General features: G+C 43.6%; 16 protein-coding genes. 15 read left to right on the plus strand and 1 reads right to left on the minus strand.

The window, feature by feature from the left end; all coding sequences use genetic code 11:
- Positions 1-57 precede the first annotated feature (57 nt).
- From DHBDCA_RS01355 to yabQ, 4 genes are all read left to right on the plus strand, one after another.
- Complete coding sequence (locus tag DHBDCA_RS01355) at positions 58-330, plus strand: HU family DNA-binding protein (RefSeq protein WP_015042343.1); 273 nt, start codon at positions 58-60, stop codon at positions 328-330.
- 99 nt (positions 331-429) lie between these two features.
- A complete protein-coding gene (locus tag DHBDCA_RS01360) occupies positions 430-684 on the plus strand; it encodes an RNA-binding S4 domain-containing protein (RefSeq protein WP_015045101.1) in 255 nt (84 codons plus the stop codon).
- A gap of 65 nt (positions 685-749) precedes the next feature.
- Positions 750-1,028: a sporulation protein YabP gene (yabP, locus tag DHBDCA_RS01365; RefSeq protein WP_015042345.1), complete on the plus strand. Its 279-nt coding sequence runs from the start codon at positions 750-752 to the stop codon at positions 1,026-1,028.
- Positions 1,029-1,070: 42 nt separating this feature from the next.
- Entirely contained in the window at positions 1,071-1,523 is a 453-nt protein-coding gene (yabQ, locus tag DHBDCA_RS15855) for a spore cortex biosynthesis protein YabQ (protein WP_034379277.1), read from the plus strand.
- Positions 1,524-1,527: 4 nt separating this feature from the next.
- Here the strand turns inward: yabQ and DHBDCA_RS01375 are convergent, their stop codons facing one another.
- Complete coding sequence (locus DHBDCA_RS01375; protein WP_242824890.1) at positions 1,528-2,904, minus strand: ISNCY family transposase; 1,377 nt, start codon at positions 2,902-2,904, stop codon at positions 1,528-1,530.
- 232 nt (positions 2,905-3,136) lie between these two features.
- Between DHBDCA_RS01375 and DHBDCA_RS01380 the strand changes: the two genes are divergently transcribed.
- The 11 genes from DHBDCA_RS01380 (at position 3,137) to folK (ending at position 13,775) form a co-directional block, all read left to right on the plus strand.
- Entirely contained in the window at positions 3,137-3,376 is a 240-nt protein-coding gene (locus DHBDCA_RS01380; protein ID WP_025204977.1) for a sigma factor-like helix-turn-helix DNA-binding protein, read from the plus strand.
- The gene (locus DHBDCA_RS01385) at positions 3,366-3,677 is read left to right on the plus strand and encodes an FtsB family cell division protein (protein WP_019224818.1); all 312 of its coding nucleotides are present in this window, start codon (positions 3,366-3,368) and stop codon (positions 3,675-3,677) included. Before DHBDCA_RS01380 ends, DHBDCA_RS01385 begins: the two co-directional genes overlap by 11 nt.
- A gap of 245 nt (positions 3,678-3,922) precedes the next feature.
- Complete coding sequence (locus DHBDCA_RS01390) at positions 3,923-6,046, plus strand: SpoIIE family protein phosphatase (protein ID WP_015042349.1); 2,124 nt, start codon at positions 3,923-3,925, stop codon at positions 6,044-6,046.
- Positions 6,047-6,182: 136 nt separating this feature from the next.
- Positions 6,183-7,592: a tRNA lysidine(34) synthetase TilS gene (gene tilS, locus DHBDCA_RS01395; RefSeq protein WP_015042350.1), complete on the plus strand. Its 1,410-nt coding sequence runs from the start codon at positions 6,183-6,185 to the stop codon at positions 7,590-7,592.
- 134 nt (positions 7,593-7,726) lie between these two features.
- On the plus strand, positions 7,727-9,619 hold the full coding sequence (gene ftsH, locus DHBDCA_RS01400; RefSeq protein ID WP_015042351.1) for an ATP-dependent zinc metalloprotease FtsH: 1,893 nt from the start codon (positions 7,727-7,729) through the stop codon (positions 9,617-9,619).
- Positions 9,620-9,685: 66 nt separating this feature from the next.
- Positions 9,686-10,135, plus strand: a complete 450-nt coding sequence (gene ndk, locus DHBDCA_RS01405; RefSeq protein WP_015042352.1) for a nucleoside-diphosphate kinase — start codon at positions 9,686-9,688, stop codon at positions 10,133-10,135.
- 109 nt (positions 10,136-10,244) lie between these two features.
- Positions 10,245-10,958, plus strand: coding sequence for a DUF881 domain-containing protein (locus tag DHBDCA_RS01410; protein WP_015042353.1), 714 nt, complete (start codon positions 10,245-10,247; stop codon positions 10,956-10,958).
- 2 nt (positions 10,959-10,960) lie between these two features.
- Positions 10,961-11,665: a DUF881 domain-containing protein gene (locus tag DHBDCA_RS01415; protein WP_015042354.1), complete on the plus strand. Its 705-nt coding sequence runs from the start codon at positions 10,961-10,963 to the stop codon at positions 11,663-11,665.
- A 62-nt stretch (positions 11,666-11,727) separates the two neighbouring features.
- The gene (gene folP, locus DHBDCA_RS01420; RefSeq protein WP_015042355.1) at positions 11,728-12,951 is read left to right on the plus strand and encodes a dihydropteroate synthase; all 1,224 of its coding nucleotides are present in this window, start codon (positions 11,728-11,730) and stop codon (positions 12,949-12,951) included.
- Entirely contained in the window at positions 12,938-13,333 is a 396-nt protein-coding gene (gene folB / locus DHBDCA_RS01425; RefSeq protein WP_015042356.1) for a dihydroneopterin aldolase, read from the plus strand. The genes folP and folB overlap by 14 nt, the downstream gene beginning before the upstream one ends.
- A complete protein-coding gene (folK, locus tag DHBDCA_RS01430) occupies positions 13,302-13,775 on the plus strand; it encodes a 2-amino-4-hydroxy-6-hydroxymethyldihydropteridine diphosphokinase (protein ID WP_015042357.1) in 474 nt (157 codons plus the stop codon). The genes folB and folK overlap by 32 nt, the downstream gene beginning before the upstream one ends.
- The last annotated feature ends 97 nt before the right edge of the window (positions 13,776-13,872 follow it).

Consider the following 13,872-nt stretch of genomic DNA (forward strand, 5'->3'; position numbering starts at 1 on the left):
ATGCAGTTTCATAGCGAATATAGAGGCTATTAGTTTTTATTATTAGGAGGGAGACTTTTGAATAAAGCGGAACTCGTTGCTGCAGTAGCAGAAAAGACCGAATTCACCAAGAAGGATGCCGAAAAAGCGGTAGCCGCAGTCTTTGACACAATCAGTCAAGCAATGGCAAGTGGTGAGAAAGTCCAATTAGTTGGTTTTGGTACATTTGAGGTTAAGAAAAGAGAAGAGCGTGTCGGTAGAAATCCTCAAACCAAAGAGGAAATTGTCATTCCCGCATGCAAAGTACCTGGCTTTAAGGCAGGAAAAGCTTTAAAAGAGTCAGTACAGTAAGTTCTTGAATTTTTTAAGTTCATAGCTTGATTGCGAAAAACCAGGTTCTTTTTGAGCCTGGTTTTTTAAGATGCATTTCAAAATAAGGAGTTGTTTTGTTTGAGACTGGACAAATATCTTAAGGTATCAAGGCTTATCAAAAGGAGAACTGTGGCCAAGGATGTCTGTGGAGGCGAAAAAGTCAGTGTAAATGGCAGAGTTGCCAAACCTTCGGCAGAAGTAAAGCCTGGAGACATTATTTGCATTGATATGCGGAATCATATCCTTGAGGTCAAGGTGCTGTCGACGCCACCAAGTGCCAAGGCGGAAGAAGCTGAGACACTCTATCAGCTGATTAAAGATGAAAAAAAATAATGATGTCTAAACCCCCGACTTTCTGAATAAGTATTTATTCAGAAGGGGCTTTGGGGGGGATGGAAATGACAGGCCAACGGGAAATTGAGCATAAGATTGTTATCAAAGACAGAAGACTACTGACAGTTTCAGGGGTAAAAAAAGTAAAATCGTTCGACCCCAAAGAGATTACGCTGGATACCACAAAAGGTAGGGTGACGATCAAGGGGCGGGACCTGGGTGTAAACAATCTTAACCTCGAACAATCAGAGCTGGAGATTGAAGGCCAAATTGACATGCTGACTTATGCTGCGAGTGGATCTGGAGAATCCTCCAAAGGAGTATGGGAAAAAATTTTCAAATAGCCTTTTGAAGGGGGCGAAATCGGGATTAGCGAGTTTGCTGTTTTGATTAGCATTGTCCTAAGTGGATTACTTGTTGGGATATGTTTTGATTTTTACCGAATGTTACGCTGGCATTTGGGCCTGACAAAGATACAGACGTTTTTGGGGGATTTACTTTTCTCTATTGCTGCGCTTGGAATTATTTTTTGCTTAGCGCAAAAAGCAAATTACCTTGAATTTCGTTTTTATCTTTTTTTGGGAAGTTTGTTAGGTCTTTTGCTCTATATTGTGATTTTTAGCCGATATGTTAAAAAAATTTTTGATGTATTATTTCGCTTGATCCGTTACGTTAGCCAATTCATCAGAAAGCTTATCCAGGCTTTTTTGCGGGGCGTTTACATCGGAATTGCCGGAATGATGCGGATTCCCTATGGCATTTTGCGCTGGCTGGGGATGCTTCTGTATCGGATCGGTGAAGCGATAAGCCGGAATACTTTGATCAAAAAAAGCAAATAGTATGTCAATAGTCTGCGATAATGTCACCCTGATAGGGTGATAACTGTGCAGCAGAAATGTCATCCCTAAGTTTCTTGGAATAGAAAATTTCGGTATAGCCAAACCAAGGGGAATTAGTTTTGTTTTTAGGTTTAATTAAAGTCTCAGAAGGTAGGCAATTAGTAGAGTTGTCCGGCTGAGAGATATGTATTATACTTTCCTTAGGCTGAGTATTAAGCGGTTCTGGTTTAATCACAAGGCCCTTGAAAAGAACCTGCATTCCGATATGTTTACTGGTTGCTACAGTAATCGTGTCATGAGGGGATGCAGGGATTTCTTTATTATCCTTAGAAATTGGCAACCGGTATTTCTGACCTCTATAAGAAAAGGAAAGGCCTGAATCAAGCTTTCTTGTTTCATGTATAGCAAAGGTTAACTGAAATGCAGCCAAATCCTGTTTGGGCAAATAGGCCTTTTCCATGCTGGCAGCCTGGACGGAGAATTTGCGGTTGTAATAGGGAATATATTGCCTCAGGAATTCATTAGCCTGTTCAATTGAATTAATGCCTTTACGCTTCATATCTTTAGGCAAACGATCCTGCAAAGTTTCCCAGAGCCTTTCAATCCCCCCTTTAGCTTGTGCAGACTTGGCAATGATAAGTAGAATTTTGGTTTCTCTGAGAGCTCTTGCGAAGTGGGGTTGACGCTCGACTTTACCAGTTAGTTCTTCATCTAGTGTCAGTTTCTTTTTTGTTTTACTGTCATAAGCAAAGACTGTTCTACCATCGGTGTAAATTTCCCTTGGCAAATGGCCGTCTTGATTCATCTGAAACATCAACTCACAATACCCTTCAAAGGTTTCTTCCTTTTCGAAATGAAGAGCTAGAATACGACCTGTGGCATCATCTACAGCACCATGAAGGTGCAGGTAGGAGTCATTGCCCAGCCAATCATAACTGGAAGCATCCATCTGAACGAGTTCTCCTTCACGTTTACGGGCATTTCTTGACCGATGTTTCTTCGGTCTTCGTTTGGCCTTTGGGGATCGAATACCACTGGCTTTTAGATGTCTTGAAACAGTGCTGACAGAGACAAATATCCCCTTGTCTTCAGCGAGAACATCGGTAGCATGGCAAAAGTTATAGTTGATCAATTCCTTTTCGTAAATCTCAATGATGTTCAAGGCTAACTTTGGATCTAAGGCATTAGCAGGCTTACGTCCTCTGTTTTTATGCAGAATGCTCATGACCCCATTGGCGGTGGCCTCCACTTTCAACCGCTGTACTTGTCTGACGCTGAGATTTAGAAGCCCTGCTGCTTGTTTGTTTAATAAATGGCCTGCCAATAATTCTTCGATAATGGTTACTTTTCTTGCTTCTTGCTTGCTCATTTCTAATTTCATTCTCCCATTATATCTGTTTTGTGAGGGGATGACATTTTCCTTGAAGAATTATACTATGACATTATCGCAGATCAACAACAAAAAAAAGCAAATAGTATTGATTTTGACTAGCTTTAATTATATAATAACTATACTTATAATATTTTTGTAGTTGGTTTGTACGGAATATGTAGCTGGTATGTAGATGGATTTTTGTCTTTGTTGGTAAATTGGCAATAAGGAAAAGAAGATTTTGCACTGGGAAATACGAGGATTGGAAAAACTGAGTTTCCGGGAGAGACAAGCTGTCATGCTTAAAGAAAGCGGGCGTTCCAGCGAGGATATCGCCAAGGTTTTGGGGATAAGCGGCAGTTCTGTTTCAACCATGCTCGCAAGGGCCAAGACCAAAGGATATCAGATCATCGGAATCATCCAGGATCATGAATTAGGGCTGAATTATCCACTGGAGGATGATGAGGAAAATGAGAAATAGCAAAAAGCATACAAAGAAGAGAATAAAAAAGATAAACCCAATATTCGTAATTGTTTTGGGGATTGCTTTGATGTTAGGCGGAAGCTGGTCCTATCAGCTGCTTCAGTTGGATCGTTCCATTGAGCAGCAAAAAGCAGAGCTCGAGAGTAAAAAGCTTCAGATTATTGCTCAAAATGGTCAATTACATGAGGAAATAGAGAAATTAAATACCCCGAGTTATGTGGAACAATTAGCCAGAGAAAAACTTGGACTGGTTCGTAAAGGAGAAATTTTAATAGCTCCCAAAGAGTCGGAAAATTAATCTATAAATGATAAGTGTATTTGATAAGCGCTGCCGCACAACGAATTATTTTTAATTTGTTAACGGCAGCGCTTTTTGATCAGGTAATATCATGTCAATTGGGCGGTGATATTCGTATATGATACAATGCCAATAGTTTTTTTGCTGAAGCAAGAAAAATGATTGCCAACGAAGATTCCCGAATTAGACAAGCTTCGCGGACGCCATCAGCTATAATAATTCCATTAAGTGGAAGAGGTGGCATTATGGCTGAATGGGCAACACTCAAAGCGGAAAAAATCATTAACCGATTCTCTGACTCGCTGGGAATACAATGTCTAATTGTTATCGGAGGTTTTTTAACAGCCCGGGCAAACCTATTGGGTATTTATCCATTTGCTATTGCCTATCTTGCAGTTCTCAGCATGAATATGAAAAAATGGATTCTACCGGGTCTTACCGGAATCACGGTCGGTCTGGTATCTGTCCAGGATTTTTCAGTGTTTCTGGAAGTTATGCCGAGCGTGGTTCTAGGTGTTCTGGCAGTTCAGATGATCAAAGAGAGCAAGGGAAAAATACTTCTTCTCGCCGGGCTTACGGCACTTGGAACCTTACTGCCCGGATTAGGCGTATCATGGTTTACCAATGGCTTCGGAGTGGAGTCTATCTTGCTGGTAATGGTCCAAAGTATTATTGCGGCAGGCTTTTCAATTATTTTTTTCTTTGCGTTTCTTCATAAGGAAAGCCTTATGAAGGGCAATTTCAAGGGCGAACAAGGTATGGTGTGGATTTTAGTTCTGGCAGTCTGCTTAAGCGGCTTACAAGGGCTTGCTTTTGGGAAAATCAATTTACAAATCACATTTCTGGGGTTCTTTCTGCTTTTTGTGGCCTATAAATACGGAGCCGGTTCGGCTGCAGGTGTCGGAGCAATTTTAGGCTTTTTGTTAAAATGGAATATTGGAATCGATAACCTGATTGATGCGGGACTCTACAGCTTACTCGGGTTTATGTGCGGAGGGTTTACCCGTTTTGGCAAGATGGGAGTTGCGGCTGCCTACAGCGCCTCTATTTTGATGGCCTCTTTTTTTGTCAATGAGACATTTTTGACTTCTCATCTTTATTCGTCCGCGCTTGCGCTTCTTATGTTTTTCTTATTACCCGGAAAACATGAAAAATTTTTTCTGAAGAATAAAGTAATGCCAGAAATCGAAACAACAGTAAGCAAAGTCAAAACTGTTGGCGACCTATTTGATCAGCTTGCTTATGGTTTCCAGGCGGCAGGACTTGAATCCAGGCTGCAGCCGGAAGTACCGGAAATGATGAATAACCTGGTCGATAAGATATGCCGGCATTGCCCGGATTCAAATTATTGCTGGCAGCAGGACTTTCACCAAACCTATCATTTTATGTATGACTTGTTTGCCTATGAAGAGAAAAGAATTCAAAGAAACCAAACCGGTGAAGCTTCAGATCAAATCAATCAGGAGAAAGTGCCTGACGAATGGGGAAAATGCAGTAAACTTGAAGAAGTCATGCTGGCGGCTCAATTTATTCTGGAGCAGGAAAAAGACAAAGAGGTTTGGCAAAAACGTCTGGCCATAAACAGAGAAGCCTTAGCTGGCCAGTACAGAAGTGTATCTCAGGTGATCGGGCACCTCGCCCAGGAGCTTCATTCTCAGCATAATCACGAAGACGGAAAACCGCTGGTCTGGTCCCGCAAGCATAAACTGGTTTTAGATCTGGGTATCGGCTCTTTTATTAAAACCGGTAATGGCATAAGCGGCGATAACTTTAGTTCGGTTTCGTTATCTTCATCCAAAAACGCGCTGATTATCTGTGACGGTATGGGCGCAGGGGAAGAGGCGGCCAGGATGAGTTCAGCGGCACTTACAATACTGGAACAGCTTCTAAGTACTGGATTTGAACCGGAGAGTGCCATCAAAGCGCTTAATTCAATCCTGGTTTTACGTTCTCCGGAAGAGAGCTTTGTCACCGTCGATATGGCCGTGTTGAATATCGAGGCAGATCAAGCCAGGTTGATAAAAATTGGAGCAGCACCGACCTATATCATCAGCAGAAACAAAGTAGATGCAGTAAAAACATCAAGTCTGCCGGCTGGTATACTGAACGATATTGATATCCCGGCGATTGATATTCCTTTTAAAGGCGAGACGCTAGTCATCGTAACAGACGGAATCTTGGATGTAGCTAAAAGAAAGGACGATTGGCTCAAAGAATATCTGAAGAACAACAGAAGTTTGTCTTCGCAGGATCTGGCCGACAGCATTGTCAAAGAAGCACGAAGACTGTCTGGGGACTGCCTGGAGGATGACGGGGTTGTCCTGGTTGTGAAGAGGAAGGACTTGGCCGGAAACGATGCCCAAAATTAAACCCGGTTTTAAGCTTTTGTTAAGATTTAACCTTTATATTAAAAATAAAAATATTTTTGTTTTAATGCTTTGACAAATCGGCAAAATCTGGAGAGAATAGTATTAATACGATTTTAGGAAGGCTGCGGAGAAAATAATGTATGAAAGCTTGAGCTCGGAGGTATTGCCGCAACAAATTCCGTCTCAGTCCAAGGTGCTTGTAGCTGTTTCGGGAGGACCGGACTCGGTGGCCCTGGCTCATGTCATTTACCGCTATTCGTGCGAAAATCAAGATAAGAATATTTCTTTTGTTATTACGCATGTCAATCATAAGGTCAGGAGAGAAGCCGACGAGGAAGCGGAGCTTGTTAAGAATCTTGCTGGGGAATGGAAAGCAGGATTTATTTTGCATGAATTTGATGCGAAACGTAACGCTTCAGCTTGCCACCAAAGTTTTCAGGAAGCATCAAGGGAATGGCGCTATGCCCGCTGGAAGGAAGACATGGAAGCGTGGGGTTGTGATTTACTGGCCACTGCCCACCATTTGGGAGATCAGGCGGAAACTGTTCTCTACCGTCTCTTAAGAGGAAGCGGAACAACAGGACTCGCAGGCATTTATCCTGTTAAAGACAAAATCATCCGTCCGCTTCTTTCGGTAACAAAAGAAGAAATCCTGGAATACTGCAAAGTTCAAAATCTTCCCTATTCAATTGACAAGAGCAATCTGGAAACGGACTATTACAGGAATAAGATCAGACTCGAGCTAATTCCTGAACTGGAAAGCAAATATAATCAGAGGATTACCGATGCTTTGGGACGAACAGCGGAACTGCTGCGCTGGGACGAAGAATATATTTGTGCCCAGACGGAAGCTTTGTGGCCCAGGTACTGTCTCCGGGCAGATCATACCGGAGTCCTGCTTTCGCACGAAGCCTGGAAAGAACCGGAGGCAATCCTTTCCCGCCTGCTCCGGAAAGCGGCTTCGCAGGTATCGGGAGAAACAAGAGGGCCAGCGTTTAAATTTGTTAAGCTTTGGATGCAAAAGGGGCAACAGACCGGATGGCGTCAGGATCTTCAAGGTTTTAAGGTAGAAGTTGTCAAGCAAGGCCTTTTCTTTTTTAACGTAGAGCGAGAATCAAAAGAGTATATTTCCGGGAAAGATAGAATTGAAGAGTTCCGGCTTTTTGTCAAGTTACCCCTTGCTTTGAACGTTTGGAATGAAATTACGGAGTTAAAAGTACAGGTGGGAATTTTTGATTTCTATCCGGAAGAACAGCATGTTTTGTGGAGTACCGAGCTTGATAGGAGCCAAATGTCTGTTCAGACTAAGCCTTTGGTATGTAGGACGAGACAGGCCGGAGACCGTATTTATTTTAAGAATTTAGGGCATAAAGCAATTAAAAAGGTTTTTCAGGACAAAGATATTCCTGCTGGGGAACGTGATAAGATTCTGTTTTTTGCTTTTGGCGATCTCGTCGTCTGGATCCCAGGTGTATGCAGGGGAGACAGCCTTTTGCCGGCTGGTCCGCAATCTCCCAGACTGTATTTGGTTGCGGCTGAAGTATAAGGTTTTCTACTATTTTGGATTGATTGTAAAATAGGAAACCACATGATATAATATCTCATAGTTTTTCAAACGTTCGAATAATGTACTTTAAGTATTGACAATATGTTTCCATCAATGAGAGGAGGATCTCCGGATTGAAAATACTAAAAAATGTCGCGATCTATTTGTTGATTATTCTTCTTGCAGTTTTGCTTATCAAATGGGCAAATCCTCCTGAAGCAAAGGATACCAGTCTAAAATATAATGCTTTTAAGCAGGCTATTGCTTCGGGCGGTGTCAGTGATGTTTCCGTTCAGGTCAATGATAAATACTACGTCTATACCGTTACCATGAAAGACAGCAAGATCTACGAAGTCGCCGGTCCCTCGGGAGATCAAACCCTTCTGGATCAAATGGAAAAACAGAATATCAACCTTACATTTGAGCCTCCGGCCACTGTACCGTGGTGGGTTTCTGTCCTGCCGACCCTCCTGATGTTCCTGTTTATTTTTGGGTTGTTCTTCTACATGATGCAGCAAACCCAAGGCGGCGGAAGCAAGGTAATGCAATTTGGCAAAAGCAGGGCACGGTTGGTAACAGATGAACACAAATATACGTTTAAAGATGTTGCGGGCGCAGATGAAGTTAAGGAAGAATTGGAAGAAATCGTAGAATTTCTGAAATCACCGAAAAAATTTAATGAGATTGGAGCTAAGATTCCGAAAGGGGTACTCCTTTTTGGCCCTCCCGGAACCGGAAAAACTTTGCTGGCGAAAGCCGTTTCCGGAGAAGCCGGAGTTCCGTTCTTCAGCATCAGCGGTTCCGATTTTGTGGAAATGTTTGTTGGCGTTGGAGCTTCAAGGGTAAGGGATCTTTTTGAACAGGCTAAAAAGAATTCCCCCTGTATCGTTTTTATCGATGAAATTGATGCTGTGGGACGTCAGCGCGGTGCCGGCTTGGGCGGCGGCCATGATGAGCGCGAGCAGACCCTAAATCAGCTTCTGGTCGAAATGGACGGATTTAACGGTAACGAAGGTGTCATCGTCATTGCTGCGACCAACCGTTCGGATATCCTGGATCCGGCTCTTCTCCGTCCTGGGCGTTTTGACAGACAGATTGTTGTCACTCTCCCGGATATCAAAGGAAGAGAGGAAATTCTGATGGTCCATGTCAAGGGTAAACCGTTAGCTTCAGATGTTAACCTTGAAGTTTTAGCGCGCAGAACCCCCGGCTTTACAGGGGCTGATCTTGCCAATCTGGTCAATGAAGCTGCTTTGCTTTCAGCCCGGCGTAATGAGAAGGAAGTCGATATGAAGGCGCTGGAAGATTCGATTGAAAGAGTCATTGCCGGTCCGGAAAAGAAAAGCCGGGTGATCAGTGATTTTGAAAAGAAACTGGTTTCTTACCATGAAGCCGGCCATGCGCTTCTGGGAGAATACCTTCCGCATACGGATCCCCTGCATAAGGTTTCGATTATACCAAGAGGCCGGGCAGGAGGCTATACGCTGCTGCTGCCGAAAGAGGACCGCAACTATATGACGAAGTCCCAGCTGCTTGACCAGGTCACCATGCTTTTGGGTGGCAGAGTAGCTGAAGCCCTGGTTTTGCATGAGATCAGTACCGGTGCTTCCAACGACCTGGAACGTGCGACAGGCATCGTAAGAAAAATGATTACCGAACTCGGGATGTCGGAAGAGCTCGGACCGGTAACTTTCGGCCATAAAGAAGAACAGGTTTTCCTGGGACGTGATATTGCGCGTGACCGTAATTACAGTGAATCTGTAGCCCAAGCGATTGATCATGAGGTGCGCCGTATCATTGATGAATCTTATCAGAAGGCGCAGGATATCATTTCAGAGAAAATTGAGATTCTGCATGCGATTGCCCAGGCACTGATGGTCAATGAAACGCTGGAGGCAGACTCTTTCCAGGATATCATTGCCAAATATGATGAGTCACGCATAGGTGATCCTTATGACACGCCTCTGTCCGCAAACGGCGACAGTACGGAAAATAATGAACCAAAAGAAGAAAGTGAAAATGCTTAAGGTTGACAAGATACTTGCTCAGATGAGCTCAAAATATCTTATAATAGACATTTAAGGAGGATTCCCGTGGAAAGAACTTTTCTTATGCTTAAACCGGACGCCATTCAAAGAGGTCTGGTTGGTGAAGTGATTGGCAGATTTGAAAAGAAAGGATTTAAGCTTATTGGCTTAAAGTTGATCCAGGTAGACAGAGCCTTGGCGGAAGAACACTATAAGGAACATAAGGGTAAAGGTTTTTTTGAACCTACCGTTCAGTATATTATGTCCTCGCCGGTTGTGGCGATGGTCTGGGAAGGCAAGAATGTAGTCGCTATAGCTAGAGAAATGATGGGGGCGACCAATCCTGCCAATGCCAACCCTGGTTCTATCAGGGGCGCCTATGCGATGGACATCAGCAGAAACGTCATCCATGGCTCAGATTCTGTGGAAAGTGCCGAGAGGGAAATTTCCTTGTACTTCAAACTGGCAGAAATTCTTAGTTATACTAAAGCCGGTGAAGAGTGGCTTAGCGAGTAAATACAAGGACACCCATTCGGGTGTCCTTTTTACAGTCTGTCAAAAAAACTCAAAGTACTTTCTGAACCAAGTTTTGTTTTATATGTCAGAATAAGCCGGGGTGAATCAGATGCAGGATAAAAAGAAAATGGTATGGATGATGATCAGTGTGGGTATGCTGCTGATCGGTGTTTTTCTTGTAATTGTTATTAAATCCTATATGGCTGATCAAAATGCTTCTTCGCAGGAGAAAAATCTCCCGAGCCTTCTTCAGCTGGAGATGGAGAATGAACAATTGGCCGGAGAAAATGACAAACTGCTGGAAGAATTGACGAAGTATCAGGCGGGGGAAAGCGCTGCGGCCCTGGCTTCCGAGCAGTTGGAGCAGGCGAAGATCAGTGCAGGGCTTGTGTCCCTCAGTGGCCCGGGCATTGTGATCGCTCTGGATGATTCTGATCAGAAGCGAAGCACAAGTAATGGAAACATTGGGAATTATTATATCCATGAGGAATACTTGCGGGCAATCGTCAATGCACTGTGGAATGGCGGAGCTGAGGCTATTTCGATTAATGACCAGCGGATTACTTCTAATACAGAAATATTCTGCAGCGGTTCTTATATTAAGATCAACAACACAAGACAGATGCCACCGTATAACATCGTGGCGATTGGCAATCAGGATAACTTAAAATCGGCTCTTCAGTTTTACGTATGGGACATGCTCGGGGAATATCAGCAACAATACGGCATAACCCGTAAACTGGAAATACCTAAGGAATCTGTCACAGTACCTGCCGCCAATCAGTACAGTTATAAGTATGCACAGCCAGTCAAGGAGGGTTAGACTTGATAAACAAACATGTCATAACGGTTGCGACGATTGCCGCCGTAGCGATTGGCTTTTTGATTTCCCTTCAATTTCAGGCGCAAAAAGAAGTGGACAGTGCAGAAAAAATCCAGCAGCAAAGAGTTGAGCAGACCGATACGGTGATGAAAACCTTGCAGGATGAAAACAATTCTTTGCAGGAAGAATATAATCGAATATCTACAGAATTGGAAAGATACAGGAACCAAAACAGTGAGAATCCCTATCTTAAGGCAAGACTGGATCAGCTTAAAATCGCTGACGGAACCATCGCTGTTACCGGACCTGGGGTTAAGATGATTGTCAAAGACACCGGTCCGGATACTGATGCAGTTATCCCGCTGAGTACGGATGAGCTGCGCGAGATCGTGAATGTCCTGCGATTGGCAGGAGCAGAAGCGATCAGCATCAATGGTCAGCGGATTGTTGCTTCGACTTCGATAGTTATCAGCGGGACAGCGACAATCCTGGTGAATTCAGTCCCGATCAGCAGGATTGGCGGAACCACGTATGAAATCCTGGCTATTGGCAAACAGGATGATCTACTCGACTATTTGACGAATATGATCGCGATTGACTTGAAACAATTTGGCAGAAAAGTTGAAATAACCCGCGAAACGGTGACAATTCCATCCTTTAAAGGAAGCTATACCTTCGAGTACGCTTTGGAGGTAAAGAAAGGATAACCTGATAACAGGTGAGCGCCTGAATTGGAGAAAATGAATTCATTAATTAAGGCGGAAAAGGAGTGAAGGATTTGAAGGCGTACAATATGCGATGGCTCAAAATAGATAGCCTACTGCAGGCCGAAAAAGCTCTCAGCCAGGTTGGCGTTGACCTTGGCGTCCTTCAACATATGAATGGCAAGGCTTTGACCAAACCGATCAAGCTGGAGAATGTGCCAGCTCCGGTGGCATTGATTCTGAAACAGGAAATGCTCTCCTTCGGTGGGGATGCAGCTGTCCATAAAGATTTGCTCGACAGTGGAGCACCGGAAAGCGATGTATTACTTCTTGGTAACTATAAGCAGTTAACCAGACTAGCGGATAAACTTAGCTCAATGTCGCCAGAGTGCCAGTATCTTGCCGAGTCCCTCCATGAAATGTTGGTCTATTTAGATATACCTCCGGCCGGCGTGATCGATTGCAGGGGAAAAATTCTTGAGTGGGGAAAAAAGACCCTGATCATGGGAATCCTGAATGTTACACCGGATTCTTTTTCCGACGGCGGAAAATTTGATAACATCGAGAATGCTTTAAAACAGGCCGAAAAAATGGTTGCCGACGGTGCTGATATGCTTGATATTGGCGGAGAGTCCACCCGCCCGGGATATGGGGGCGTCAGTGCCGAAGAAGAGTGGTCCAGACTTGAACCGGTACTTAAAGCACTTATCCCGGTCTGTTCGGTTCCAATATCGATTGATACCCAAAAAGCAGCTGTTGCAGCCAAGTCTTTGCGGTTGGGGGCCCATATCATTAATGATATCTGGGGTTTGCAGAAAGATCCTGAAATGGCCCGCGTTATTGCAGAATATCAAGCTCCGATCGTGATAATGCATAATCAGGATCATACAGAATATAAGAATATGATGGGTGAAATATTGTCATTCCTGGAGCGTAGCATTGAAATGGCTCTAGATTGCGGATTGACGCAGAATCAAATTATTGTCGATCCCGGAATCGGGTTTGGAAAAACACCGGAACAGAATATGGAAGTCTTAAGCCGGATGGAAGAATTTAAATCGCTAGGGTGTCCTCTTCTTCTGGGAGTATCCCGCAAATCCGTGATTGGACGGACCTTGAACCTTCCGGTTGATCAAAGGCTCGAACCGACGATTGCCCTGGGGACGCTCGGAATTGTTGCCGGAGCAGATATTCTGCGTGTGCATGATGTTCCCGAAAACAAAAAGGCTGCGCTTATCACTGACCTGGTGATACGTCGAAAAAGAGGAGAAGATTATGAAGGAAAGTGATGTCATTCACCTGCGTGGTATGGAGTTTTATGCTTACCATGGGGTGATGGAGGAGGAGCGGGTTCTTGGCCAAAGATTTCTGATTGACGTGGACATCTTCCTGAAAAAACCGGTCAGTATGCAGGACAATCTGGTGGAAACTGTCAATTATGCTGAAGTCTATCAAGTAGTCAAAAATTGTGTCCTTGATCAGCGTTATCAGCTGATTGAAACACTTGCCGAAAAAATAGCCTTGGAAATTACAACCGGATTTTGCTGTTCAGGCGTCCGGGTAGAGGTACATAAGCCGAATGCCCCGGTTTCCGGAATTCTTAAGGATATATCCGTAGAAATCATACGGGAGAAAAAAGATGAGAGCATTTTTAAGTTTGGGGAGCAATGAAGGAGACCGCAAGGAATATTTGGATCGGGCACTCAATATGCTGATGGATACTTCAGGGATCATGATTCAGCGTATTTCCAGCCTCTATGAGACTGAACCCTGGGGAAATGTTGACCAGTCACCTTTCCTGAATATGGCCATTGACATTGAAACGGAGCTGGATCCTTACGAACTGCTTGAGGTCTGCCAGCAAATTGAAACGTCTCTAGGAAGAAAACGACTGACTCATTGGGGGCCGCGCACCATTGATATCGATATTCTTTCCTATCAGGATTACGTGATTCAGACTGAAAAACTGACAATTCCGCATCCCTTTATGGAACAAAGAGAGTTCGTACTGGCTCCGCTAAGAGAAATAGCACCGGATTATATTCTGCAGTCAGGAAGAGTAATCGGAACTGTTCAAGGCGAAGGACCTATTAAAAAAATTACTAAAATATAGGTATAAATAAGATCAATACGTGTTAAGTAAAATTATAAAATATCATAAAATATTGATGGTTCTTTAAGATTTTTCTTTATTATTTCTCTTCTTTATC

It is taken from the genome of Dehalobacter sp. DCA, assembly GCF_000305775.1.
In the GTDB taxonomy this organism is placed as follows: domain Bacteria; phylum Bacillota; class Desulfitobacteriia; order Desulfitobacteriales; family Syntrophobotulaceae; genus Dehalobacter; species Dehalobacter alkaniphilus.

Excerpts from the sequence above, each read along its gene's own strand:
- DHBDCA_RS01375 (WP_242824890.1), bottom strand. The coding sequence starts at position 2,904 with ATGAAATTAGAAATGAGCAAGCAAGAAGCAAGAAAAGTAACCATTATC.
- yabP (WP_015042345.1), top strand. The coding sequence starts at position 750 with ATGACAGGCCAACGGGAAATTGAGCATAAGATTGTTATCAAAGACAGA.
- DHBDCA_RS01410 (WP_015042353.1), top strand. The coding sequence starts at position 10,245 with ATGCAGGATAAAAAGAAAATGGTATGGATGATGATCAGTGTGGGTATG.
- folK (WP_015042357.1), top strand. The coding sequence starts at position 13,302 with ATGAGAGCATTTTTAAGTTTGGGGAGCAATGAAGGAGACCGCAAGGAA.
- DHBDCA_RS01390 (WP_015042349.1), top strand. The coding sequence starts at position 3,923 with ATGGCTGAATGGGCAACACTCAAAGCGGAAAAAATCATTAACCGATTC.
- folB (WP_015042356.1), top strand. The coding sequence starts at position 12,938 with ATGAAGGAAAGTGATGTCATTCACCTGCGTGGTATGGAGTTTTATGCT.
- tilS (WP_015042350.1), top strand. The coding sequence starts at position 6,183 with ATGTATGAAAGCTTGAGCTCGGAGGTATTGCCGCAACAAATTCCGTCT.
- DHBDCA_RS01385 (WP_019224818.1), top strand. The coding sequence starts at position 3,366 with ATGAGAAATAGCAAAAAGCATACAAAGAAGAGAATAAAAAAGATAAAC.